At 61.8% G+C, this 24,340-nt stretch carries 20 protein-coding genes and 1 tRNA gene; 12 read left to right on the top strand and 9 right to left on the bottom strand.

The window, feature by feature from the left end; genetic code table 11:
• Positions 1–29: 29 nt before the first annotated feature.
• The 5 genes from P8L30_02875 to P8L30_02855 all read right to left on the bottom strand — a co-directional run bounded on the left by P8L30_02875 (position 30) and on the right by P8L30_02855 (position 9,229).
• Positions 30–1,595 (bottom strand): aldehyde dehydrogenase family protein, encoded by a 1,566-nt coding sequence (locus P8L30_02875; protein ID MDG2239119.1) that lies wholly within the window; start codon positions 1,593–1,595, stop codon positions 30–32.
• A 95-nt stretch (positions 1,596–1,690) separates the two neighbouring features.
• A complete protein-coding gene (gene dnaE, locus P8L30_02870; GenBank protein MDG2239118.1) occupies positions 1,691–5,275 on the bottom strand; it encodes a DNA polymerase III subunit alpha in 3,585 nt (1,194 codons plus the stop codon).
• Positions 5,276–5,723: 448 nt separating this feature from the next.
• Entirely contained in the window at positions 5,724–6,023 is a 300-nt protein-coding gene (locus tag P8L30_02865; GenBank protein ID MDG2239117.1) for a DUF2911 domain-containing protein, read from the bottom strand.
• A gap of 67 nt (positions 6,024–6,090) precedes the next feature.
• Positions 6,091–7,098, bottom strand: a complete 1,008-nt coding sequence (locus P8L30_02860) for a DUF4837 family protein (protein MDG2239116.1) — start codon at positions 7,096–7,098, stop codon at positions 6,091–6,093.
• A 49-nt stretch (positions 7,099–7,147) separates the two neighbouring features.
• Positions 7,148–9,229 (bottom strand): M3 family metallopeptidase, encoded by a 2,082-nt coding sequence (locus P8L30_02855; protein MDG2239115.1) that lies wholly within the window; start codon positions 9,227–9,229, stop codon positions 7,148–7,150.
• Between the two features lie 149 nt (positions 9,230–9,378).
• Between P8L30_02855 and P8L30_02850 the strand changes: the two genes are divergently transcribed.
• The 8 genes from P8L30_02850 to P8L30_02815 all read left to right on the top strand — a co-directional run bounded on the left by P8L30_02850 (position 9,379) and on the right by P8L30_02815 (position 17,770).
• The gene (locus P8L30_02850) at positions 9,379–10,725 is read left to right on the top strand and encodes a cation:proton antiporter (GenBank protein MDG2239114.1); all 1,347 of its coding nucleotides are present in this window, start codon (positions 9,379–9,381) and stop codon (positions 10,723–10,725) included.
• Positions 10,722–10,859 (top strand): hypothetical protein, encoded by a 138-nt coding sequence (locus tag P8L30_02845; GenBank protein MDG2239113.1) that lies wholly within the window; start codon positions 10,722–10,724, stop codon positions 10,857–10,859. The genes P8L30_02850 and P8L30_02845 overlap by 4 nt, the downstream gene beginning before the upstream one ends.
• A gap of 17 nt (positions 10,860–10,876) precedes the next feature.
• Positions 10,877–11,284 (top strand): rhodanese-like domain-containing protein, encoded by a 408-nt coding sequence (locus P8L30_02840; protein MDG2239112.1) that lies wholly within the window; start codon positions 10,877–10,879, stop codon positions 11,282–11,284.
• 4 nt (positions 11,285–11,288) lie between these two features.
• The gene (locus tag P8L30_02835; protein MDG2239111.1) at positions 11,289–11,636 is read left to right on the top strand and encodes a 4a-hydroxytetrahydrobiopterin dehydratase; all 348 of its coding nucleotides are present in this window, start codon (positions 11,289–11,291) and stop codon (positions 11,634–11,636) included.
• A gap of 116 nt (positions 11,637–11,752) precedes the next feature.
• Positions 11,753–14,485 carry a M14 family zinc carboxypeptidase gene (locus P8L30_02830; GenBank protein MDG2239110.1) on the top strand — a complete coding sequence of 911 codons (2,733 nt, stop codon included), beginning with the start codon at positions 11,753–11,755 and terminating at the stop codon, positions 14,483–14,485.
• Between the two features lie 236 nt (positions 14,486–14,721).
• Entirely contained in the window at positions 14,722–15,510 is a 789-nt protein-coding gene (locus P8L30_02825; protein ID MDG2239109.1) for a rhomboid family intramembrane serine protease, read from the top strand.
• 123 nt (positions 15,511–15,633) lie between these two features.
• Complete coding sequence (locus tag P8L30_02820) at positions 15,634–17,160, top strand: pyridoxal-dependent decarboxylase (protein MDG2239108.1); 1,527 nt, start codon at positions 15,634–15,636, stop codon at positions 17,158–17,160.
• Positions 17,153–17,770, top strand: coding sequence for a YigZ family protein (locus P8L30_02815; GenBank protein ID MDG2239107.1), 618 nt, complete (start codon positions 17,153–17,155; stop codon positions 17,768–17,770). The genes P8L30_02820 and P8L30_02815 overlap by 8 nt, the downstream gene beginning before the upstream one ends.
• A 15-nt stretch (positions 17,771–17,785) precedes the next feature.
• On the opposite strand, the gene P8L30_02810 is transcribed toward P8L30_02815, so the two are convergent.
• The 3 genes from P8L30_02810 to P8L30_02800 all read right to left on the bottom strand — a co-directional run bounded on the left by P8L30_02810 (position 17,786) and on the right by P8L30_02800 (position 20,142).
• Positions 17,786–18,070, bottom strand: a complete 285-nt coding sequence (locus P8L30_02810; protein MDG2239106.1) for a hypothetical protein — start codon at positions 18,068–18,070, stop codon at positions 17,786–17,788.
• Between the two features lie 100 nt (positions 18,071–18,170).
• Positions 18,171–18,800, bottom strand: a complete 630-nt coding sequence (locus P8L30_02805) for a hypothetical protein (GenBank protein MDG2239105.1) — start codon at positions 18,798–18,800, stop codon at positions 18,171–18,173.
• A 46-nt stretch (positions 18,801–18,846) separates the two neighbouring features.
• Positions 18,847–20,142, bottom strand: a complete 1,296-nt coding sequence (locus P8L30_02800) for a M24 family metallopeptidase (protein ID MDG2239104.1) — start codon at positions 20,140–20,142, stop codon at positions 18,847–18,849.
• 171 nt (positions 20,143–20,313) lie between these two features.
• Between P8L30_02800 and P8L30_02795 the strand changes: the two genes are divergently transcribed.
• The 4 genes from P8L30_02795 to P8L30_02780 all read left to right on the top strand — a co-directional run bounded on the left by P8L30_02795 (position 20,314) and on the right by P8L30_02780 (position 23,469).
• Entirely contained in the window at positions 20,314–21,822 is a 1,509-nt protein-coding gene (locus P8L30_02795; GenBank protein ID MDG2239103.1) for a serine hydrolase, read from the top strand.
• Positions 21,823–21,864: 42 nt separating this feature from the next.
• Positions 21,865–22,575 carry a hypothetical protein gene (locus P8L30_02790; GenBank protein MDG2239102.1) on the top strand — a complete coding sequence of 237 codons (711 nt, stop codon included), beginning with the start codon at positions 21,865–21,867 and terminating at the stop codon, positions 22,573–22,575.
• 87 nt (positions 22,576–22,662) lie between these two features.
• Positions 22,663–23,235 carry a sulfur transferase domain-containing protein gene (locus P8L30_02785; GenBank protein MDG2239101.1) on the top strand — a complete coding sequence of 191 codons (573 nt, stop codon included), beginning with the start codon at positions 22,663–22,665 and terminating at the stop codon, positions 23,233–23,235.
• A 160-nt stretch (positions 23,236–23,395) separates the two neighbouring features.
• A tRNA-Ile gene (locus P8L30_02780) sits at positions 23,396–23,469 on the top strand.
• A gap of 447 nt (positions 23,470–23,916) precedes the next feature.
• Here the strand turns inward: P8L30_02780 and P8L30_02775 are convergent.
• A partial coding sequence (locus P8L30_02775; GenBank protein ID MDG2239100.1) for a hypothetical protein occupies positions 23,917–24,340 on the bottom strand: 424 nt, incomplete at its 5' end.

The following is a 24,340-nucleotide window of genomic DNA, read 5'->3' as shown; positions in this document are numbered from 1 at the left end:
GCGGCGGGGTCGGCGGGGTGAGTCGGTCGTCAGCCTACGTCGAACGAAATGCCCTGAGCCAACGGCAGCTCTGTACTCCAATTCACCGTGTTGGTCTGCCGGCGCATGTAGGCCTTCCAAGCGTCGGATCCCGATTCCCGACCCCCACCGGTTTCCTTCTCGCCACCAAAGGCGCCGCCGATCTCGGCCCCGGATGTCCCGATGTTCACGTTGGCGATGCCACAGTCGGAGCCGCGGTGCGAGAGGAAGTACTCGGCTTCCCGCATGTGGTCCGTGAAGATCGAAGAGGAAAGGCCCTGCGGAACGTCGTTGTGGATCTGGAGCGCCTCTTCGAGCTCGCCGATGGCCTCCGCCGGTGTCGCGTCTGCCGAACCGTACTCGATGATGTACAGAATGGGTGCGAACGTTTCGTCCTGAACGATTTGGTAGTGGTTCTCGGCAGATGCGATGCACGGGGCCACGTACCGGCCGCCCGGATACGCGTCGCCCTCGAGGACCTCACCGCCGCAGAGGATTTCACCACCCTCGGCGACGACCTTTTCTTGTGCCGCCTTGAACGCCGCGACCGTGTGCTCGTTCAAGAGCGGACCCATGAGTGTGTCGGGGTCGAGCGGGTCGCCGATCTTCACACCCTTATAGGCGTTCACGAGCCGGCTTACGAGCTCTTCCTTCACGGAGCGGTGCACGATGATTCGCCGCGTGCTCGTGCAGCGCTGGCCCGCGGTGCCGACCGAGCCGAATACGATGCCCGGCAGCGCGATGTCCATGTTGGCGTGTGGCGTGACGATGATGGCGTTGTTGCCGCCGAGTTCGAGCAGAGACTTACCCAGTCGCTTTCCGACGACTTCCGCGACGCGCCGGCCCATGCGGCAGGATCCCGTCGCGGACACCAATGGAATGCGGGTGTCGTTGAGGAGCCGCTCACCGATGCTCGGACCGTCACCCACAGCCAGAGCGAATACCGCTGGATCCACATCGTTTTCGGCACATACTTCGGCGACGATCTTCGTGACGGCGACCGCTGTGAGCGGGGTGCGCTCGGACGGCTTCCATAGAGTGGCGTCACCGCAGACCGCGGCGAGTGCCGCGTTCCAGCTCCACACCGCGACAGGGAAGTTGAAGGCGCTGATGACACCCACCACACCCATGGGGTGCCACTGCTCCCGCATATGGTGGTCCTGGCGCTCGCTTGCGAGCGTCAGGCCGTAGAGCTGACGCGACAATCCCACGGCGAAATCGCAGATGTCGATCATCTCTTGGACCTCGCCCTCACCCTCGGCTTTGATCTTGCCCATCTCGAGCGTGACCAGCGCGCCGAGTGCCTCTTTCTTCTCGCGCAGCTTGTTGCCGAGCTGACGAATGACCTCGCCACGATGCGGCGCCGGGACCTTTCTCCACACGAGGAAGGCAGCCTGCGCACGATCCACGATGGCGTCGTACTCCGCTTCGGTGACCTGAGTGACGCTGGCAATACGCTCGCCGTCGATGGGGCTCGTGACGTCGAGAACGGCCCCTGACCCCATCCATTCGCCGTGGTAGCCGCCGAGGTTGGAGTCTTCGATGCCGAGCGCGCTGAGGATCTGGGCCTTCGTCATGGTCTTTCGCTGAGTTGGGCGACCCGCGTCAGGTCACCGGAATGGCTGGGTAACTAGTTTCACAGGGATTTGTGGGGAGGGGAAGACAGTTCCCGCTAGCCCGACTGCTGCTTGTTCCGCCAGAACTCGCGGCGGTCCGATTGGGAGGTGTCGACTGCCGGGATCACAGCACGTACCAAGCGCACGTTCCCGCGCCCGAACAGCTTCTGAAGCTCGTCGAGCGTCTCATTGTCGGGTGTCACTTTCAGCGAGCGAGAGCGCATTCGCGGCGCACGGTCGCCGTTGTCGGAGCCGATCTGGAACCAGACAGGTGAGGGACCCGGGTGTTCCGCCATGACAACCTTGGCGCGCTCGAAGACCGCGGAGTCGACGTCGGAGCCGAGCTCTAGTTCGATCTGAAGCGCAAGCTCGCCACCACTGGTGACCTCTTCCAACGGCCGTGCGGCATCCAAGAACACCGGCGGATCTTCCTCGTCCCGTTCCCGCCCGCTGACCTTGCCCGACAGAAGAACGACCTCGTCTTGAGCGAGCACGTCCTTGTATTTCTGCCAGGTGTCACGGAATGCGAGCACTGTCGCCGTGCCCGTGAAGTCCTCGACGATGACCTTGCCCCACTCGGAGTTGTCTTTTCGAGAGATCTGCCGCTGCACAGAAGTCACGACACACGGTAGATCGACGGCTTGGCCGGGTCGGTCTCCAAGGTTTTCGGTTGCCACGGGCTCGAAGGCGCGCACCACTTCGCGGTATCGGTCGAGAGGGTGACCGGAAATGAAGAAGCCAAGTGCGGCCTTTTCCCGCTTCAGTCGTTCGGGCTCCGACCACTCTGGCACGTTCGGAAGCGGCGGGGCCTTCTGGGGAAGGTCGGACCCCCCGCCAAAGAGCGACGCCTGACCGGCCTCGATCTCTGCCTGGCGAGCCTGGACCTCTCCGTAGGCGGCGTCGAGCCCCGCGAGCAGGGCAGAACGATGTCCGAAAGCGTCCAGGGCTCCAGCTGCAACGAGAGCCTCACACGCGCGTTTGTTGAGCGCCCGAATGTCGATGCGATCCAGGAAGTCGAAGAGCGTGGTGAAGGGTCCGTCCTTGCGTGCATCGAGGACCGAACTGACCGCGCTGTGTCCGACCCCGCGGACCGCACCCATACCGAATCGGATCTTGCCCTTGGGTGTCACGGCGAACTTCCACGCGGATTCGTTCACATCCGGGGGGAGTACCTCGAGGGAGTCTTCCACCTTCGGGACGAATCGGGGGAGGTCTCGGCAGGCCCCGATGTACTTCACCACACTGTCCGTGTTGTCGAGCACGGAGGAGAGCAGTCCGGCCATGAACTGCGCCGGATAGTGGGTCTTCAGCCAAGCGGTGTGGTACGAAATCAGCGAGTACGCGGCCGCATGGGATCGATTGAAGCCGTACCGACCGAAGGTCTCGATTTGGTCCGCGAGTTCTTCCGCAGTCCGTTTGTCGACTCCGTTCGCCATGGAGCGCTCGAGGAATTTGCCGAGCTCCTTCTTGATGAGCGCGGCGTCCTTTTTTCCCACTGCCTTCCGTAGCACATCCGCTTCACCAAGCGTGAAGCCGGCGAGCACGGACGCGATGCGCATGACCTGTTCCTGGTACACGATCACGCCGTACGTCGGCTTCAGGACCTCTTCGAGATCCGGATGCGGGTACGAGACCTCTTTCCGCCCCAACTTTCGGTCGATGTAGACGTCCGTCATGCCGGAGTCGAGCGGACCTGGGCGGATGAGCGCGTTCGTCGCGATCAGGTCCTCAAACCCGTCGCAGCGCATGGCGCGGAGCTTGTCGTTTGCAAGCGTGGACTCGAACTGGAAGATTCCCGAGGTGCCGCCCCGCGCGATCATCTTGTAGACCGCCGGGTCGTCCAATGGGACGTCATCCATCGTCTCGTACGACTCACCCGTGTCCGGATTCGTGAGTGCGCCGCACTGCTCCTTCACCATCGCCACCGCGTCGTAGATCACGGTGAGGGTCTTGAGGCCCAAGAAGTCCATCTTGAGCATGCCCGCCTCGTCGAGGCAGTTCATGTCGTACTGGGTGACGACCATCGCGTCTTCGCCGTTCCCGTTCTTTCCGGTCTGGACGCTGACAGGTACGTAGTCGTCGATGGGGCCGGGGGCGATCACCACACCGGCGGCGTGAACCGAAGTGTGACGGGAGAGGCCTTCGAGCGTGATCGAGTAGTCGAAGAGCTGTTTGTGCCGCTCGTCGAGATTGTAGTACTGCTTCACCTCTTTGAGCCCGTCCACGGCTTCTTGGACTGTGAAGGCTTGTCCAGGCGCGTTGGGAATCAGCTTGGCGATCTTGTCGGTCTCGGACGGCTCGAATCCGAGCGCCCGACCGACGTCACGGATCACTGCCCGAGACTTCATAGTCCCGAACGTGATGATCTGGCCGACCGCGTCCTTGCCGTACTTGTCGCGCGTGTACTCGATGACTTCCGCGCGCCGCTCATAGCAGAAATCGATGTCGATATCCGGCATCGAGACGCGTTCAGGATTCAAGAAGCGCTCAAACAGGAGATCGAATGCGATGGGGTCCAGGTTCGTAATGCCCAGCGCGTACGCCACGAGCGAGCCAGCTGCAGACCCACGTCCCGGACCGACAGGGATGTCGTTGTCCCGAGCCCAGCGGATGAAGTCCTGAGTGATCAGGAAGTACCCGGCGTACCCTGTGCCCTTGATGACGCCCATTTCGTAGTCGAAACGTTCCTGCACCACCTCGGGGAGAGGATCGCCGTAGCGCTCCTTCGTGCCCTCGAGTGTTAAGAATTCCAGGTAGTCGTTCTCGTCCGTATGTGTCTCAGGGAGCGGGAACTCGGGCAGGTGGTACTTCTTCTCGAACGTGAGATCGACTGCGTCCGCGATGGCCAGCGTGTTCTCGATGACCTCGGGGTTTTCCGGGAAGCGCGAAGCCATCTCTTCCGCGCTTTTGAAGTACAACCCCTCGTCGTACTTCATGCGGTTCGGGTCGTCCCGGTCCTTACCGAGCCCGATGCACAGAAGGATGTCGTGCGCTTCGTGGTCTTCCGGTTTCAGGAAGTGTGAGTCGTTCGTCGCGACCACGGGCAGACCGAGGTCCTTACCGAGTTTGAAGATGTTCGCGTTCAGTTCCGCCTGGCCTGGCGTGTCGTGTGCCTGCACCTCCAGGTAGTAGCGACCGTCGAACAGGTTCGCATACCACTCGGCGGCCTCGCGGGCGCCCTGGTAGTTGTCTGCCGTCAGGTGCCGGGCGACCTCACCCGCCATACACGCGGAAGAGACGATGATCCCTTCTTGGTGCTTCGCGAGCACTTCCCGATCGACACGAGGCTTGTGGTAGAAGCCCTCCGTATACCCGATCGACGACAGCTTGATGAGGTTCTGGTACCCTACACGGTCCCGCGCTAAAAGCACGAGGTGGTAGTAGGCGCGATCACCCTTCCCCGAGCGCGATCGGTCGCGGCGGTCTCCCGGGGCGACGTAGGCCTCCATGCCGACGATGGGTTTGATGCCCTCTTTCCGGGCGGCTTTGTGGAAGGCCCATGCGCCGAACATGCACCCGTGGTCCGTGAGAGCGAGGCCAGGCATCTCGTGTTCTTTGGCCTTGTGCACCAGGTCCGTGATGCGGTTCGCTCCGTCGAGGAGCGAAAATTCGGAGTGAGTATGGAGGTGAACGAAGCTCACGTGCGCCGCGGACGAATGGGTGCTTAGGCCTGTGGGAGCCTCATTCTAGCTGGGTTGAGGGTCGGCGCCAGTCGGCCAGAAACGCCGTCGAGGAAAGGCGCGGGCTTTCACCCCTTTATGTTGGGAAGCCGACGGTTTGTGTCGCCGGCAGCCTGCGCCAGGACGTGCGTACCGTACCTCGAATGGCGGAGGTGTTCGTGCTTTGATCTACACCATTCGCCGGCAGTGCGAGGACGCCAAAGAGCCCTAGGGTCATGGCGTCTCCATTGGGTTCTGAGTCGCGCGTGAAGATCACGTTCCGTTGGCGGCCGAGGTGCGTGTAATACCCGTTCTCCCTCCTGCGCTGTCAGATTAATTCTGATCGAGTGCCCGGTAGGCCGGCGAACATCTCGATGTGGAACATGCCCATCCCGTTGAGCCGCTGGGCCATTTCGTCGTCAGGGACGGATCAGATCCCGTAACGGCCCGCTTCCAAAGAAGCCCCTTGGACTGTCACCGGCTCACTGAACTCGATCCACGTAGCCCGGTTCGCTCCGGGCGTCCACACTACGTCGTAGTCCAGAAGATCCCCGAACACGGATCGACCTCTGAGGACCGGGCGGTCATACTCGAGCGTGATATCAGTCGTGTTCACTGCTTGGGTGACGCCCCCGTGCTGGATAGCGCGTGGTTGGGCGCAGGCCGGAGATGCCAACCCAAGGGCAGCCGCAAGGCAAAGTGCGAACAGTGGGAGAGTCGGGAGACGCATGATGCGTTTCCCCGGGCGTTGCATCCCGCTGCCGCGCTAGGAAAGAGCGACAAGAGAGAATCTTGGGTTAGGCCGTCCCACAACGAAACGTGTTCAAGATCGTCTCAAGCTGGATCATATACTCGTACTTCTCTTTGGCCGGGGCGTAAATCCACCCGTCGACGAGGTACATACGGTTCTGCCCCTCGCAGATCACGGCGCGCGAAACGAGAGCTCCGGCCGCTGGCCAGCCGCGGTCCGGTGGGTTCTGCCACTCGGCGTGCACCTGGTAGGCGAACCACCCTCGGAAGTCGAACGGACCCGCCTCTGCATTGTCCAGGACGGTCACTTGGGGTTCGGAGTAATACCCCTCGGAAACTTCGTCCCGCCACGCGACGATGCCTTCAACTTGCATCTCCGCGGGGATTGGCGTGCGCCACGTCACGGCGATTTGCCGGATGAGCTCAGACGGGTCGGGCTGATCGTTCCGGAAGATGAAGACGGAATCCCGCTGAGCCCAACGGTATACCTCTGGCAGTAACAATTGGAAGCCTGCTTCTGTGTACAAGGTGTCCGCGAGTGCCGAATCGACTCCCGAGATGTACATCCGGTTGGCCACCCAATGGCGGTAGCGCTCGTCCATCATGTCGTGGATGCCGCCAAGGTGCATTCGCAGATCGTCCGCGCCGCCTCCTTCCGGTAGGAGCACCAGCGTCACGACTTGGTCGCGCGACCAGATTTCCCCGATCAAGTGGACGCCCGGGGTCGTAATGGACTCCTTCGTTTTATCGAGCGCCTCGGCCACGCGAATGTCGCTCGCCGGACCCACCAGCAGGATCTGATTGAAGCGACGTAGGTCACTCCAGTGCTCATCTACGGGGCTTTGGTACGTGACCGTAAACATCTTCTCGTCACGAACGGTGCGGATGGTGGTCTCGAGCGCACCGTATACGTCCTCGGACACTTCATCCCACAACTCAGGGCTCATGACCGCGATGATGCTGTTCTGATCGCCGTAGGCGATCCCTTTGCTCTCGCACGCGGCGGTGCCGAGGGCGATGCCACCGAGGGCGGCGAGTAACGCCAATCTTTTCATGTGTGCTCTGCGGTTGGGCTGCGAATCCCGGCGGTCATCATACTACCTACTAAGCGGGCGCGGGACCGAGGTTCCGTGCAAGGAGGGCTTCCGGGTCCGGACCCCGTCCCATGAATTCTTCGAAGAGGGACTCAGGATCTTCCGAGTCCCCCCGACTGAGGATTGAAGCCACGTAGCTTCGTCCGGTGTCGGGATTAAAAATGCCTTCGTTCTGGAATCGTGTGAACACATCGGCATCGAGTACTTCTGACCAGAGGTAGCTGTAGTAGCCCGACGCGTATCCGCCTGAGAACACGTGTGTGAACGAAGTCAGGCCGTGGTGTTGTGCCCAGTGGGGCTCCGCCGCGAAGCGCTCGAAGCGAGCCTGACCGAACGCCATGACTTGGTCGCCCTGTCTGTCATCGATTTCGTCGGGTGTGCCGTTTACGGCTGCTTCGCACAGTAGGGGCGCGAGCTCGTCATGTAATGCGAGGTCCACGGTCCCGAACGAGATCTGTCGCATCTGGGCCCATCCGCCCATGTACTGCCGCGCGGCGACCATTCGACCGAATAGCTCCTCGGGGACCGGTTCTCCCGACTCGTGATGTCTCGCGAAGAGGTCCAGCGCGTCGCGTTCCCACGTCCAATTCTCCATCAGCTGACTCGGGAGTTCCACCCAATCCCAAGCAACATGAATTCCGGCACGGGATGGGATGTCGACCTTGGATGTGCAGTGATGAAGGAGATGTCCGAACTCGTGGAAGGTCGTTTCGACCTCGCGGTGCGAGAGTAGGGCCGGGGCGTCCCCATCTGGAGGCGTGAAGTTGCCGCACATCACGCCGAGATGGGGGTTGAATCCGCCATCCACCGGCCCGCCCGTTACGAAGTTGTTCATCCAGGCCCCTTGGCGCTTCTCTTTGCGCGGGAACCAGTCCGTATAGAAAGCGCCGACGTGTACGTCGTCTTCGTCGAAGATCTCGTAGTAGGCGACCTCAGGGTGCCACACCTCTTCAATTTCCTTCTGTTCGATTCGGAAGCCGAACGTCCGGCGCACGATCTCGAACATCCCCGCCAACACCTGAGGCAGTGGGAAATAGGGCCGCAGCGCTTCGTCATCGATGTCGTAGCGTTTCTTTCGGAGGGACTCCATCACGAATGATGCGTCCCATGGCTCGAAATCATCCATGCCGAGCTCGGACGCGTATGCGCGCAGTTGCTCCACATCGCGACGCCAATAGGGCTCAGTGCGTTCTAGGAGATCACGCTCGAACTCGGTCGCGCGTGCCCCGGATCGGGCCATGCGGTCCTCGAGAACGAAATCGGGGAAGCGATCGTATCCCAGGATGCTGGCGATCTGGTCGCGTAGTCGCAGGATCCGGGCGAGCAACGGGCGATTGTCGAACTCACCGTCCCGGCAGCGAGTCACGTAAGCGAGATACACCTCCTGCCGGAGTTCGCGGTCGTTGGCGTACTTGAGCACGGGTTCGACTGAAGGGTAGTCCAACGTGACGAGCCAGCCATCGAGCCCTTCCTCGTTCGCCTTGGCCTTCGCTCGCTTGATTGCGGCCTCGGGAACACCCCCGAGTCGGCGTTCGTCACTCACCTCGAGTTCGTACTCGGCGGTGGCATCTAGGACGTTCTCGCTGAACTTCTGTTGGAGTTGGACGAGTTCGACCCGTAAGGCCTGAAGTTCTTCCTTCGCGTCGGGATTCAGGTCCGCTCCCGCGCGTTTGAACTCGTTGATCGTCTTGTCTAGATGTCGGCGGCGCAGGCCGGTCAGTGCCGCGGCCTCGTCCGTCTCTGCATACCTCTTCACACGCTTCCACAGGGCCGCGTTCAACGGTAGTGCCGACCAGAACGCCGAGATTTCCGGGAGTACAACGCCGAACGCTTCCCGGAGCTCGGGAGACTCGCAGACTGTGACCAGGTGACTCGCCGGAGTGAATCGTTCGCCCAGCACCTCACTCATCGCGTCCATGCGTGCGATGGTATTCGCCCACGTGGGCGGAGACGTGCCGTCCGAAATCGCGTCGATCTCGGCTTGTGCCTCTTCCAGGGCCTGCCGGATGCCCGGTTCCACGTGTTCCGCACGGATCTCGTGGAACGGAATCCGGAATTCGTCTGATAACAGAGGGTTCTGGGCGTTGGTCATGGAGTTATGCCAGTGTCCAAAATGTATTCGAAGAACATTGCGAAAGGTTTGATTCACGGACAGTGCCGCATTGCCGTCAGCGTGCCGTCAGCAACTCTCGCCTCGAAGCCCTATTTGAGGGCGGAAGCGAGCTGGCGTATTCTTCGTGCATGAGCTCTGCCCCAACTCCATCTCGCAAAGACACATCGTCGACGAAGATTTTGCGCCCGGTGGCGACGCTGGCGCTGTTATTTGGGTTGACCTGGCTGACCTCGCTCACCTCGACGGGGACGTTCGAGGGCGGGCGCCTGGCCATCCTGGTCGGGTTCGTGTTGCTCGCGGCGTCTGCGGCGGGTGCTCTGGCAGGGGCGACTGGGCTACCTCGACTTACGGGGTTCATCCTCGTTGGCATCTTGGCTGGCCCGTCGCTTTTTGGCATCATCCCGATCAGCGCGGTCGAGGACCTGCGCCTTATCGACGATTTCGCACTCGCGTTGATTGCTATGCTGGCTGGAGGCGAACTGAGGGTAGAGGCTCTCCGGCCTCAAGCGAAGGCGATTGCCGTGACCACGATGGTGGTCACAGGCGTCGTGTGGGTCGGTGTTGCACTGACGCTGCTCGCCGTGAGCCCCATCGTGCCCTTCTTGGCGGACCTCGCGTTCGAGGGCCGTCTGGCGGTCGGCCTCATGCTCGGTATTTGGGCGGCGAATTCCTCACCCGATCTGACCGTAGCGGTCATCGAGGAGAAACACGCGAAGGGCCCGCTCGTCGACCTGATTTTGGGCGTGACGATCGTGAAGGACGTGGTCGTGATCATCTTGTTCACGCTCACGCTCGCCCTGGTCACTCCACTCCTGGATCCTGCGGCCACGTTCTCACCCGCAGCCCTGGTGCACCTAGCTGAGGAGGTCGGAGGCGCGCTGTTATTGGGAGCTGGCATGGGCTGGGTGTTCTCCCAGTACCTGGGGGGGGAAGGCACCGATCCACGTTCGCCTTTCGCGACGTTCCTCTTCGCCTATGTGCTTGTCGTGTTAGCAGATGAGTTGCACGTAGAACTCTTGCTTGCCGGAGTGTCGGCCGGCTTCGTGATCGAGAACCTATCGCCCGCGGGCGATAGGATGATTCAGGGGATCCGGTCGGTCGCCGTGGTGATTTTCGCATTCTTCTTCGCCATCGCCGGTGCGAGTCTCGACCTGGGGGCTGTGGCGCGCTACGGCGTTGCGGCGTTGGCAATCTTCGGCGTGCGAGTGGCGCTCACCCGCTGGGCCACCATGAAGGGCACCGCGCTGGCCGGAACTTCCGTGCAGATTTCACAGCTCACGTGGAAGGGCCTGATCTCCCAAGGCGGTGTCTCCTTAGGGCTCGTGCTGATCATTCAAGAGGCGTTCCCGGATCTCGGCGCAGGAATCGTCGCGCTGGCGATGGCCGTCATCTTGGGCAACATCTTGGGTGGTCCGATTCTGTTGGGTAGAGCGTTGTCCGTACAGCTCGAAGACGAAGGAAAAGAGGCGACGTGAAGGACGAGAAAGAGTGGGAGGAAGATCTCGAGGAAGAGGACGAGGACTGGGACGAGGACGACGATTGGGAGGATGAGGAAGGAGAAGAGGGGGAAGAAGACGATGATTGGGATGATGACGATGACGACGACTAATAGTCGGTCCGCTCGGGTTGTGTTCGTTCAAGACCGAGTTCCTCGCCCGGGTCAGCTTCCCTCCTAGCTCACTGCCTGAGAGGAAAGAGGATGAGGATGAGTACACCGGTGTCGATGATGGAATGGGCGGCATGACCGACCCCGGGCACATTCCGCGCGCAGCTCAGATATACTGCAAAGAGCTCATCGAGACTCGCCCGATTCCGCGCATGTTGGAGCGTGGAGGGGTGGAGGCGTTGTTCGCCAATGCGGGAGCTGACGAAGGGGACACGGTCGTCGCGTGTTGCAGGGTCGGCTGGCGCGCGAGCTTCACACACTTCTCGGCTCGGTTGCATGGGTACGATACGAAGTTCTACGATGGGTCTTGGCATGATTGGGGATCACGCGTTGATCTTCCCTACGTTTTGGGAAATTCTAGGAGATAGCACGATGGACGAGCTTCTAACCACCAAGTGTATCCCGTGTCGAGGCGATGCTCCGTCGGCTACGGAGGAGCAGGTCGCCCGTTTTCTTCCGCAGATCCCTGATTGGGAGATTGTGCGTGTTGGTGGCGTTCCCCGTCTCGAACGCGTGTTCACCTTTCCCGACTTTCTCACGGCGCTCGATTTCACGGACGTCGTTGGGGAATTGGCAGAAGAAGAAGGGCATCACCCGGCTCTTCTCACGGAGTGGGGAAGTGTGAAGGTGTCTTGGTGGACGCATAAGATCCGAGACCTGCACGAGAATGATTTTGTGATGGCGGCGAAGACGGACTCGGCCTTCGCGGATCGGGCCTAGGAATTGCCTTCTCTGGGTCATTGTACTCCAGCGCACTGAGCGGCACTTTCCAGCCTGATATTGAGGGGCTGCGTGACTTATGCGGCCCGCCAGGCCACCCCTGCCAGGACCGTTCGATGCGTTTGCTTCGCGTCTTTCTCATTGCTGCCGTTGCCTCGTTCGCTCTAACGCAGAGCGTGCTGGCCCAGATTCCCACGCCCGAGTCCGTGCTCGGATTCGAGGTCGGCGCGGACTTCGAGCTCGCCAACTACGAACAGTCGCTCGACTACTTCCAGCGACTCGCTGCGGCTTCGGATCGAGTCCAATTGCAGGAGATTGGCGTCACGAGTTTCGGGCGCCCCTGGCACATCGCGCTCGTGTCGTCTGCGGAGAATTTGCGTGACGCTGAGCGGTATCGGGACATCGCACATCAGTTGGCGTATCCCGCGGCCGACATGTCCGACGAAGACGCTCGTGCGCTGGCCCAGGAAGGAAAGGCCATCGTGCACATCGACGGTGGTCTCCACGCCTCTGAGGTCGCTCACGCGCAGCACACGATTCAGCTGGCGTACGATCTCGTCACCGGAGATGCGGACCCGGAGATCGCGGCCATCCTGGATGACGTGATCCTAGTGTTGTGGTTCAGTATCAACCCGGACGGGCAGACGCTCGTATCCGACTGGTACTACGAAAATCTCGGAACCCAATACGAAGTGTCCGGGACGCCGTTCCTCTACCAGAAGTACATCGGGCACGACAACAATCGTGATGGCTACATGATCAACCAGATCGAGTCTCGAGCGGTCACGCGCGTGGATCGGTACTGGGAGCCACAGATCATCTACAACCATCACCAGACGGCGCCTTTCCCCACCCGCATTTGGATCCCGCCGTTCGCGGAGCCCATCAGCAAGAACGTGCACCCGCTCATGTGGCGGACGGTCAACTTGATCGGCATGTCGATGGCACAGGCGCTCGAGGAGCGCGGCCAGAAGGGCGCGATGCACATGGGGAGCGGGTTCGACAACTGGTATCCCGGCTTCATGGATCACGCGAACAACTTCCACAACGTCGCCTCGCTGCTCACTGAGACGGCGCTGTACCGGTATGCGACGCCCCACTTCTACACGGTCAACGACTTTCCGCAGAACCAACGTGAGTTGCGCCCACAGTCGCTCTATTCGAGCCCGTGGGAGGGTGGTTGGTGGAGGATTGGGGATGCGGTCGACTACATGCTCACCGCTTCGGTATCGGTCCTGGATGTCGCGGCGAAGTACAAGAACGACCTTCTCTACAACCGCTACCAAGCCGCCAGAGATGTTGTTGCTCAGTTCAAGGCCGGACCGCCGTACGGATTCTTCATTGAGCAGGATCAGCGAGATCCGGTCGCCGCGGTCGAGATGTTGCGGCGCCTCGCGTACAACGGGATCGGCGTGAAGCGTCTGTCCAGCGAAGTGACTCTGGACGGCGTGTCACATCCCGCCGGCACGTGGGTGATCCCAATGGATCAGCCCAACGCAAACTTTGTGCGGCAGCTGTTCGCGGTGCAGGACTATCCTGATCTGCGGGAGTACCCGGAGGGCCCGCCAGAGCAGCCTTATGACGTGTCCGGCTGGACCCTTCCTTATCTGTTCGGCGTGCGCGTAATCGAGGCTCGCACGCCGCTGGATGACGCCGTCCGCGGAGCGATGGAAGATCTATCGTCTGAGCCGCTCGGATGGCTGGCCGAAGGTGATGCACAGTCGTGGGACTCACCGCCGGGCGTTGGCTTTGATAGCCATCCAGTGGCGCGCGGAATCGTCCCGCCTGCCGGAGCTGCGTCAGGCGGTGGTGGCTCGCTGATTCTGGATCCTGCCCAGAACAATTCGTACAAGGCGCTTGCCGAAGCTTGGCGCCGCGGCGGGAGCGCTCGCTTCCAGTCGGGTGCGGCTGGGTCCGATGGCCAGGGCGGCTCGAGCGGCCGGTGGATCGTCTCAGGATTGGGCGGCGGTGTGCAGAACGAGCTCGTGGCCGACTACGCACTGCGCGCGTCCCGTGGGGGTTCCGCCGGTACCCCCGTTGGTCAGCCCCGTATCGGGTTGTACCGGCCGTGGAGCGCTAGCATGGACGAAGGCTGGTCGCGCTGGCTGATGGAGATGTACGGCATCGCCCACACGAATCTGTACAATGCAGATGTGCGTGCCGGCGACCTGAAGTCGCGCTACGACGTGATCGTGCTGTCGGACATGCGAGCGGGGCAGATCATCAATGGTTCTGCGCCGGGCACGGTTCCACCCAGGTATGCCGGTGGTATCGGTCCGGAGGGCCTGCGCGAGATCGATGCGTTTGTACGGGCCGGTGGTACGCTCGTGACGGTCAACGGCTCGAGTCAGCTCGCGATCGATGAGCTGCATTTGCCCGTGTCCAATGTGATCCAGGGTGTCTCGCGCGACGAGTACTTCGCGGGTGGCGCGATCGTCGAGTTGCTCGTGGATCCATCACATCCCGTCATGAGCGGCATGGAAGAGCGGTCCAAGGTCTTCATTGGTGGCAGCCCCGTGTTCACGACCGAGGAGGGCTTCGAGGGTCATGTGCTCGCCAAGTATTCGGAAAATGGCTCACCGCTTATGTCCGGCTACTACTTGGGTGAGGAACACGTCCAGGGGTATGCGGCCGCGCTCGACGTGAAGTACGGGGACGGAAGGGTCGTGCTCCTAGGCTTCCGACCGCAGTGGAGAGGGCAGCCGTTCGGGACCTTCAAGGTCTTCTTCAATGCCGCCCTGTACTCGAGCGAAGTAGCGGCTCAGGCGCCGGAAAACGACGATTTCTGGACGAAGCCGGAAAAGCCGGAGTCAGAAGAGGAGGAGGGGGACGGCAACGGCCGTCGCTAGTTTCGGTCGCGCACTACTCGATCAACTTGAGTTGTGCGGGGTCCGGATTTCCCTGGTCACCCAGAGGGACCTCGAGGAATCTGGAGTCCGTCTCACTCGGTGCGTAGTGCCCGGCGAAGCCCAAACAGGTCGATGTTCGGCAAGGTCGACTATCGAGCACTGTTTTCCGAATCCCGGCATATTTTGTTTACTTCTTCGATGAAACTCAGAACGGGTAGGGAGGGGTAGAGGACCGCATGGCACCACTGACGACGTGGGTTAAACGGCTGCTGATCGCCAACGTTGTGATCTTCCTGTTGGCGCAGCCCGGCTCTCCGCTGTACCAGCTATTGGTCTTGTATCCGCTGCCGTTCGCTCTATTTCGGCCGTGGGGCGTCGTGACCTACATGTTTCTCCACGCCGGAATGGGCCATCTGTTCTTCAACATGATCGGCCTGTTCTTTTTCGGGCCGCGTTTGGAGAATCGGCTCGGCGCGAAGGGCTTCCTCTGGCTGTACTTCCTGGCAGGACTCGGCGGTGCCGTCTTCCATCTGACCTTCAATCGGACCGCCTCGGTCGTGGGCGCGTCGGGTGCCGTGTACGGTATCCTCCTCGGCTTTGCCATGTTCTGGCCGCGTGAGCGGATCTACATCTGGGGGATCTTGCCCGTCGAGGCTTGGCTGCTCGCATCACTGCTGGTCTTCGGGAGCCTCTACTCGGGAATCAGTCCTTCCGCTGGATCTGGGACAGCCCACTTCGCTCATCTGGGCGGAATCGCGTTCGCGTTCGCTTTCCTCAAGTGGTGGGAGTGGAAGAAGGGCTCGGCGCAGAGGTCGTTCCAGAAGCAACTGCACCCCCAGGCGACTCCTAAGGGTGTCGTGGGTGACAAGATCGCTCAGGCCAGATGGGAAGGGATTTCCCTTGACGGGCTGCATGAGCTGAATCGCGAAGAGGTGGAGCGACTCCTCGGCAAAGTGGAGTCGGACGGCTCCGGAACGCTGACACCCTCGGAGCGAACGTTCCTAGACCGGATGTCCTCCCGATAACTGGGTGTTTCGTTGGCTCGTGTGAGCCGAACCCAAGCCAGTTTCTGTATCACACCTTAGGAAGCATGGATCCGCGTTGACGGGTCCGTCCAGCGCGAGCATTCGACTTTTCGGAGCGCTTGAATGAACACCGACGAAATCTCCCTCGCGGGTCGCACGACGCCGATTGAGCTCGGAGCGGATGAGTTCGCTGAAATCGGTCATGCGCTTGTCGATCAGATCGCTGACTTGCTGTCCGGCATGGGGGATCGTCGGCTGGGCCCGGACACAGATCCGGCCGAGATGAGGAAAGTGCTGGGTGCGGACGCGGGGCTGCCTGAGGCGGGCACTGATGCGGCCGGTCTGATGCGCGAGACCGCGGACATGCTCATCGACAACTCCCTCTACAACGGACACCCGCGCTTCTTCGGATACATCACTGGTGCACCCGCCCCGATCGGAATTTTGGGTGACCTTCTGGCCTCAGCGGTGAATCCCAATCTCGGCGGATGGTTTCTTTCGCCGATGGCGTCCGAGATCGAATCACAGGCGGTGCGCTGGATTGCCGAGCTGATCGGATTTCCGAAGGACGGGGACGGCGTCTTGGTGAGCGGCGGCAACGTCGCAAACATGCTCGGCTTCTGGGCAGCCCGGGCTGCGAAGGCACCCTGGGACGTTCGGGCGGCGGGCATGCACAGTGCGGAGAGGCGGACGCTTCGGGTCTATGCATCGGCCGGGACCCACACATGGATCCAGAAAGCCGCGGACCTGTCCGGGATGGGTGTCGACTCGATCCGGTGGATCGAACAGGGCGCGGAGGATTGCATAGACGTCGGGAAGCTCCGGGCAGCGATCGAGGCTGATCGGGCCAGTGGAGACGATCCGTTCATGGTGGTCGGGACGGCGGGTTCGGTGAGCACCGGCGCCGTGGACGACCTCCCCGCGCTTCGAGAACTGTGTGACGAATTCAACCTTTGGCTGCATGCAGATGGAGCGTACGGCGCCTTCGCCGCCGCGGCCGACAACGTGCCGCCGGAACTCAAGGCCATCGCTCTGGCGGACTCGGTCGCGCTTGACCCTCACAAGTGGCTTTACGCTCCGCTCGAAGCCGGGTGTGTGCTTGTTCGGGACCGCGACGCGCTCTTAGCCGCCTTCTCCTACCGGCCCGAGTACTACCGCTTCCAGGAAGAAGAGGGCGTGAATTTCTTCGAACGGGGCTTCCAGAACTCGCGAGGCTTCCGAGCGCTCAAGGTCTGGCTCCAGCTCAAGCAGGTGGGCCGAGCTGGGTATCAGCAGATGATCGAAGAGGATATCGAGCTGGCACGGGCGTTTCACAGCCTCGCGGTCGAACACACGCACCTCGAGGCGTTCACGCAGGGCCTGAGCATCACGACGTACCGGTACGTGCCTACGGACTTGGCGGAACGCAGCCGCGAGCCCGCCGTGCTCGAATACCTGAACGCGCTCAATCAGGGCATCCAGGACGCTATGGGAAAAGGCGGACAGGCGTTCGTGTCGAACGCCTTGATCGGAGAGATCTACGCGCTGCGCATGTGTGTCGTGAACTTCCGCACGGCTCTGGAAGACGTAGTGGCGCTCGCAGAGATCAGTGTGGAGTTAGGGCAGGGGCTCGATCGCTCAATGCGTCCGGACGCTCTGCGAGATGGCTGATTCCGCCCGGTACCCGATCCCTTCCCGAGTCCATCGAGTCGATGAGACGATTCAGCGGTCGCGTTTCATTACCACTGCGGCGCACGCTCCGGACGCGGAGGCTGCCCAGGCCTTCATTCAGGCTATCCGGGACGAATTCCCCGACGCGACTCACCACTGCTGGGCGTTCGTAGCGGGTCCTCCCGCGTCTACCACACACATTGGGATGAGTGACGACGGGGAACCACATGGGACGGCCGGTCGGCCAATGCTCACATCGTTACTTCATGGTGGAGTGGGGGAGATCGTCGCCGTGTGCACGCGGTACTACGGGGGTGTGAAGCTCGGCACTGGAGGCTTGGCTAGGGCCTATTCAGGTGGTGTGAAGCTCGCTCTCGAAACACTGCCCACGGACGAGAAGGTCACCCGCGTGTGGCTCGTCGTTACGGTCGGGTATGCGGATGTGGACGGTATGCAGCGCCTCATCGACGAGTTGGACATCGTCGTGGAGAATGAGGAGTACGGTGCGGAGGTGCAGTATGTGCTCGGAGTCCCATCGCCCGATGAGGAGGTGCTTCGCACCTCTGTGGGTGATCTGACTAGAGGGAAGGGGCGGGTGGAAGTGCAGTAGCCCGCTTTGATGCGATCAACCGTAACGCCCGTCGATGGCTCGTCGGTACGCGAGCCTGGCCTCGCCCTGACAGATGTGGCATTCCGTCGCCATTCCGTCGTCGTGATCACACGTCAGAAGCGCCTGATAGCCGGGGAGCGCGGCGCATCCGCATGCGCAGCCGATTCCGTCTGCGACGTTTGGGATCTCCCGAACCATGTCGTAGATCTCGAACGTCGACTCAGGGAAGGCCGACAGGGTTTCCCTGCTCAGGATGCCGTCGCCTGTGATGCCCTCCCTAGGCTCCGGATGGCGAAGCATCGGGGCCGACCGGGGAGATGGACGGAGGCTGAGTGCCGCGGTGGCCCCCATGGGGAGCTACCGCAGGAAGTTACGTCGTGGGCACACGCGAACTCGAACGCTAGTTGCCGCCGCCCGGGGGCGCCGGCGTGATCATGATGTGTGCTCCGGGTGTTCCGGCGAACATGATCCATGGAGCTGAGGGGCCGGTCGGTTGCTGCGGGAGCCCGGTGGACTCAGTTGTCGCCCACGGCGTGTAGATCGCCCAGCGGAGGAACGGGGCGATGATCTCACCCGCTTCAGCGTCATAACCTTCCCCGTGCATGATGTAGACGGTGGCGGGTGCCTCAGGCATGGCGAGAGTCCCGGCGTCTGCTTCGTCCCATCGGCGTTGCGTTACTTCTTGGGAATCCGTCACACCGTTCTCACGGAGTTCTCTGCCGCGAGACATATAAGGGTCGATCGAGTCCGCATAACACGCGACACTCCACGCTTCCTGCGTCGGATTGTTCGCGAGGCAAATAAGCGAATTCGAGCCCTCGCGCAGCGTCAGCGTGGTACCGTCGTCGCGGAAGCCGACCACTTTTGCTCCAGCACGCTGTCCAGCTGGCCCAGCCAGAACGGCTTGGGCGATCTGGATCTCAGCCGATGGCGCCTGGGCTTTGGCGTCCGTTGTCCCGAGCGCGACGGCCAGTACTGCGCCCAGGGTTCCGATTCCATTCGTGATGCTGCTCAAATGGCGATGCGCCATGAGAATCTCCATGAAATTCAAGTACTTCTGAGCCATTGTAGGGAGCCTAGTGCTCCCAGTTCCCAAACGGATCTTCCAGCGACGGGCTTTGCGGCGTGAACATCTCCGCGCCGTCGTCTGTGATGTACATGCAATCTTCCAAACGAACCCCGAACTCACCCGGCACGTAAATGCCCGGTTCGTCGCTGAAGACATTGCCCTTCAGCAGCGGGGTTTGATTGCCCTTCACTAGGTACGGCCATTCGTGCCCATCCATCCCGATCCCGTGGCCGACGCGGTGTGTGAAGTAGGTGTATCCTGGCCCGTAGCCTGCGTCCTCGATCACCTTCCGTGCTGCTGCGTCGACTGCTTCAGGAAGGACACCCGGAGCTGCGGCTTCGAAGGCGGCGGTCTGCGCAGCGTGCTCGATCTCGAAGCGCTCGGTCATGATGTCGGTCGGCTGACCGAGCACGAACGTGCGGCTCATGTCGGACCGGTACCCCTCGACACCACATCCGCCGTCGATCAGGAGGATCGTGCCTTCGCTGATGACCTGCGGTGTGATTGAGCCATGCGGGAGCGCCGACCATTCGCCTGTCTGGACGCTCGCACCGCCCGCAAAGCCGAGACGGTCGTGTGCCATGCTGATGAGACGGCTCACGTCGCCTTGGGTCATCCCTTCTTCCATGGCGTGGTAGGCTGCTTTGTAGGCCGTGAGCGTGACCTCGTTGGCGAGCGCCATGAGAGCGATCTCGTGATCGTCCTTCACGCCACGGCAGCCAGCCGTGATCGGGGTCGCGTCTACGACGGCGACTTCAGGAGCCGCCAAGGCGATGCCGTTGCTGAAGCGGAACTGCATGGTCTCTTCGGCCCCAAGATACCCGCTACGGATGCCGCGGTCGGCGAGGCCTTGAGCCACGCGATCGTACGGACTCTCGTGCTCTTCCCACGTGTAGACCTGACCGCCACCCAGCGGACCAAGGGCGAGTTGCTCGCGTGCACGATCCTCTTCGAAGGCCGGACAAACCACGAAGGCGTCGCCCTCGACGGGAATGACCACCGTGAATAGGCGTTCGCTGCCGCCCCACCGAATGCCGGTGAAGTAGACCATGGATGTGCCGCCGCAGAGCGCGAGCGCATCCACGTTGTCCCCGCGCATCAGCCGTTTGGCGTTCTCGACGCGGGCGGCGCGCTCCTCAGTCGTGATGGGGGTGGCGCGGTTTGCCCAAGACTCGAGACGTGCGATCGACGGGGGAAGCTCGCTGTCGTCCGCGCTGGATGTGGCCGGGGCATCACAACCGGTGAGGGCTGCTCCAGCCGCGACAGTCGCGGAGGTGCCTAAGAAGTTACGACGTGAAATCATGGGAGGTCTCCACAGGTGTGGCTAAATTCAGGCGGGCATCATACGGTCCGCAGGTGGTTGGGACCACAGTTGGACTTTCCTGGTCGGGGTTTAGGGCGGTGACGGTTTCGGCTTGTCCGCAGGGCGAGTGCCCGGCACGTTCTCCGTAGACCAAACACCTAGGAGGCATACGTGCGGAGTTCAAGAGTTGCGGTTTTGGCCACGATTGGATTGGTGGCTTGCGGGGGTGGTACGGAAGGCGTCAGCGAAGCGGGCGGTGAGATCGATGTCGTCGCACGAGGTGCGTCGCTGGAACTCCCGACCGAGTACACCCCGCCTCCGGGGGAGGCGCTGCATCACCAGACCGCGGGCTTTGCCACAGTGCTCTGCTCCGGTGTGTTCATGACCGGACTCGACCCGGCCGATGCCGCGGCCAACGTGGGCGGATTCACGAGTCCATTCCCGGAACGCGCACACGTGGTCGACACGGTCGTCGACTTTGAGGACCAGCGCGTGACGCTCACCCTCCCGGACGGCACCGTCCGGACGGCTAAGAAGTACAAGAACCAGGGCTGTGTAGCGTCGCCGATCGGCGAAGATTCGATCTACTTTACGCCGACCGATGTCGCTCGAAACCTGCCGCCGGCAGCCACGACACCGTGGCCTATGGGCGACGTGCTCTCCGACGAGCCGTTCCCTGCGGAAGTTGATATGGACAAGGTCCAGGAAGCGATCGAAGTGGGCTTCGGTAGTGCAGACGCCATGACGCTGGGGTTCGTTGTCACCTACAAGGGCCGGATCCTGGGCGAGCGGTATGCGGATGGCATCGACATTCATACGCCGCTCGAGTCGTGGTCCATGGGCAAGAGCCTGTCGGGTTCGCTCATGGGCGTGCTCATTGAACAAGGCGCGTACGAACTGTGGCAGCCAGCCCCGATCCCGGAGTGGTACGAGACAGACGGTGATCCGCGGCAGGAAATTCGCATCGGCGACATCATGCAGATGTCGAGCGGGATCCGAATCAACGCCCCGGGGGATCCGGAGCACGTCTCGGACACGACCTACGAGGACCACTACTACCTCTACACAGGCACCGTGAATTCCTTCGAGTACGCAGCGACCCGCCCGCAGCAGTGGGAACCGGGTGTCGTCGGTCGGTACCGAAACACCGATCCGGTCCTGACTAACTACTTGCTCCGGCTCGGCGTCGAAGGGAGAGGGGAAGAGTACCACTCGTTCCCGCAGCGGAACCTCTACGACAGAATCGGCATGCGGGATGTGATCGTTGAAACGGACCCATACGGGAACTTCCTCGCGCAGGGGTACGACTTCATGCCTCCGAGGGATTGGGCTCGGCTCGCGAATCTGTACTTGCAGGACGGGATGTGGGACGGCGAGCGGATTTTCCCGGAGGGTTTCGTGGAGTATGCCAGTTCTCTGGCCCCCGGATGGGTGGCGGACGGACGCCTGTTGTACGGCGGGGCGTTCTTTTGGGTGAACGGAAACGAGGGATGGGCGAGTCTCCCGGCGAGTGCTTATGGCATGCGCGGCGCCGGCGGACAGAGCACGACGATCGTGCCGACACACGACCTCGTAATTGTTCGTCTGGGTAAGTACACCGGGTCAGGGCCCGGTGGACAGGCACTGAATGCGGCGTTCGACCTGCTTATGGAGGCCATCCCTCCGGTAGAGGGGAACTAGGGCTGACGTAGGGAGGACTAGGGGGGACTGGGGACGGGGCGGATGGGTAATCTCGGAATCGACTACGGCTCGCTTCACGAAGCCCTAGTGGACGCTCGGGTCGGGGCGAAAAAAAAGCTCAAGTCGCTTTCGCTCAGGATTTTGAAATGGCTCGCCATGGGGATCGTCCTCGCGACGATGCCCATGGCGGTCCTCATTCGCGGCGGTGTGTTCGCCTACCGGGAGTGGGCGATGGGTACGTGGCCTGCATTCGGTCTGGCTGTGATCGCGACTGCTCTGCTGCTGTCACTATATGCCTGGGGCTTCAGCGGGAAGGTGGGTGCAGGGAAGAGCGTGCGGTGGATCATGACCCGAGGTGCGGCTCTCGTCGCGCTCGCCTACGTGGGGTATGGATTGGTCTACGTGGCGAGCGCGAACGTGAAGACTCCTGATGTGCGGGACGAGTATGTGGCCCTCCATCCATTGTTACGGATTGCGTCGAGCCTTTTGTTTCTCGTGGATCCCGCGTCGGTCATCACGGACGCGGGCCGCACGGAGCAAGATTACTTCGCAATCGGGCTTCCTGTGAACGAGGCCTCACTCCACTTCGCACAGGACGACGGCTTCGTCCACGCGTTGGATATTCGAACAACGGAACGACACGAGTGGAGTAACCGGGCGGTCGAACTCGGCTTTTGGGCACTGGGCTTCAATTCACTCAGGCACGTGGGGACATCAGATCACCTTCACGTGTCGCTTAGGCTCCCGGAGTAGGGCTACTCTTCAGTGGCACAAACGGCCTCTGCTAGCCCTCAATAGTCCTCCTTCGAGGCGTCCGCCAGTGACGCCTGGAGACCAGAAATGTTCGTGAAGTCATCCAACGTCGTCATCGTGGCGTTACTAGGGTTCTCTATGGCCGCATGCTCGGGCAGTGAGCCCGACGCGGGGCAGATCACCGAAGAGGCTCCTGGCGCCGTGCCGACGCTTGCCCGTGCAACGTCTGCCGGCCTCCGCAACGCGCGACAGCCCATGGACCACATGGTGACGGGCGCACAGCCCTCGGAAGTTCAGGTCGCCCAATTGGTGGACGCCGGATTTGATCGGTTCATCTCCCTGCGTCCGACATCTGAAGACGGAGCCGGATGGGAAGAAGCCGGCCTCGGTGCAGGAGTCAGCTTCGCGCGGCTTCCGATTCGTGGCGGGGCGGACCTCACCCGTGAAAATGTCGAAGCGCTGGATGCACTGTTGAGTGACTCTGATGGCGAAGACACCGTCCTCTACTGCGCGAGCGGCAATCGCGTTGGCGCCTTACTCGCGCTCCGTGCGGCGTGGTTGCAAGGCATGCCTGCCGACGAAGCGATCGCGCTCGGGCGGGCGGGCGGGATGACCCGGCTCGAGTCCGTCGTCATGGAGTTGTTGGGCGTAGACAACTAACTGCGCGGGGGGGGGCGGCGCGGCGACGCGCGACCCCTCGAATAGCGTCGTCGAGTACCTCCATAATGAGGGGAGTTACCGGTCCCAGGCGGTTGAACCGCGGGTGGGGCTCGTTTAGCTTTTCCGGCTCCCAGTTGGTGTGCGCTGGGGAGCCCCAAAGGGGCCTGTAGCTCAGTTGGTTAGAGCGCACGCCTGATAAGCGTGAGGTCGGAAGTTCAAATCTTCCCAGGCCCACTTTGAAAGCCCGCTTGGTCGTTCTGACCTGGCGGGCTTTCTTCGACAGTACGGTCAAGAATTTGAACTGCCGACCTCACGACGGGCACCAAGCTGAAGCCGGAAGTTCACTCGGAGGCGCGGTCAGCGCCGGAGAGGAGCGCAGGTCAAATCTTCCCAGGCCCACTTTGACAACACGGTGCCCCCGTTGCACTTCGGTGCGGTGGGGGTTTCCTGTTTCCTGTTCACGATCACCTCTGCTGTCAATTACTGCTGTCAGGAACCACCGGATGCCGCCCTCAATTCTGCGCGGATGTCCTCCGGTCCAATCTCGTCGTACACATCTCGGAGCGTACCATATCGCGTCCCACTGATTGCCTCCTGTACTCCTGGCGATAGCCGCCGGAACAGTGGGTCCCTCCACACCAGATCCGTTTCTCAGCGTGGAACCCGACGCCCCTGAGACGCTCACTGAGCCCCTCTCGTTCTGCCTCCGGCACCTTCGCCACCCAATCGGCCTTCGCTCGCCTGAGCCACGTCTGACACGTGTGGCGCGATCTGCACGCGCCGTCCCTCCCCGCGAAGATCGGCACTGTTCCGACACCCCGGGGCAGGGTACGCAACACGTCCAAGGCTGGCGTGGTCAGTGGTGTGATGCCCCGTCTCCCTGCCGCCCGTACTGATCGAGTACTTCTTGATCCACCCCATTTGCTCAAGTTCCGTCAGCGTCTCGTTCAGCGTCTCCACGGATTCATCGAACTGTCTGCGCACCGAACGGAAGAGGTTTTGGGGGACGAAGTCAGGAGCATTTTTCTTGCGGAGCCATTCCAGGACCAGGATCTGACGCACGTTTGGACGCTGAACAAACAGTCGCACCATATGGGCACGGAAG

This window comes from Longimicrobiales bacterium (assembly GCA_029245345.1).
GTDB lineage: Bacteria > Gemmatimonadota > Gemmatimonadetes > Longimicrobiales > Gaopeijiaceae > CALFPJ01.
Note: the sequence above shows the minus strand (reverse complement) of the source record. Positions and strands in the feature narration are given on the sequence as shown.

Coding starts and splice junctions, on each gene's coding strand:
- P8L30_02785 (MDG2239101.1), top strand. CDS start 22,663: ATGTTCGTGAAGTCATCCAACGTCGTCATCGTGGCGTTACTAGGGTTC.
- P8L30_02830 (MDG2239110.1), top strand. CDS start 11,753: ATGCGTTTGCTTCGCGTCTTTCTCATTGCTGCCGTTGCCTCGTTCGCT.
- P8L30_02875 (MDG2239119.1), bottom strand. CDS start 1,595: ATGACGAAGGCCCAGATCCTCAGCGCGCTCGGCATCGAAGACTCCAAC.
- P8L30_02810 (MDG2239106.1), bottom strand. CDS start 18,070: ATGCTTCGCCATCCGGAGCCTAGGGAGGGCATCACAGGCGACGGCATC.
- P8L30_02805 (MDG2239105.1), bottom strand. CDS start 18,800: ATGGCGCATCGCCATTTGAGCAGCATCACGAATGGAATCGGAACCCTG.
- P8L30_02825 (MDG2239109.1), top strand. CDS start 14,722: ATGGCACCACTGACGACGTGGGTTAAACGGCTGCTGATCGCCAACGTT.
- P8L30_02835 (MDG2239111.1), top strand. CDS start 11,289: ATGGACGAGCTTCTAACCACCAAGTGTATCCCGTGTCGAGGCGATGCT.
- P8L30_02815 (MDG2239107.1), top strand. CDS start 17,153: ATGGCTGATTCCGCCCGGTACCCGATCCCTTCCCGAGTCCATCGAGTC.
- P8L30_02800 (MDG2239104.1), bottom strand. CDS start 20,142: ATGATTTCACGTCGTAACTTCTTAGGCACCTCCGCGACTGTCGCGGCT.
- P8L30_02860 (MDG2239116.1), bottom strand. CDS start 7,098: ATGAAAAGATTGGCGTTACTCGCCGCCCTCGGTGGCATCGCCCTCGGC.
- P8L30_02820 (MDG2239108.1), top strand. CDS start 15,634: ATGAACACCGACGAAATCTCCCTCGCGGGTCGCACGACGCCGATTGAG.
- P8L30_02865 (MDG2239117.1), bottom strand. CDS start 6,023: ATGCGTCTCCCGACTCTCCCACTGTTCGCACTTTGCCTTGCGGCTGCC.
- P8L30_02850 (MDG2239114.1), top strand. CDS start 9,379: ATGAGCTCTGCCCCAACTCCATCTCGCAAAGACACATCGTCGACGAAG.
- P8L30_02790 (MDG2239102.1), top strand. CDS start 21,865: ATGGGTAATCTCGGAATCGACTACGGCTCGCTTCACGAAGCCCTAGTG.
- P8L30_02855 (MDG2239115.1), bottom strand. CDS start 9,229: ATGACCAACGCCCAGAACCCTCTGTTATCAGACGAATTCCGGATTCCG.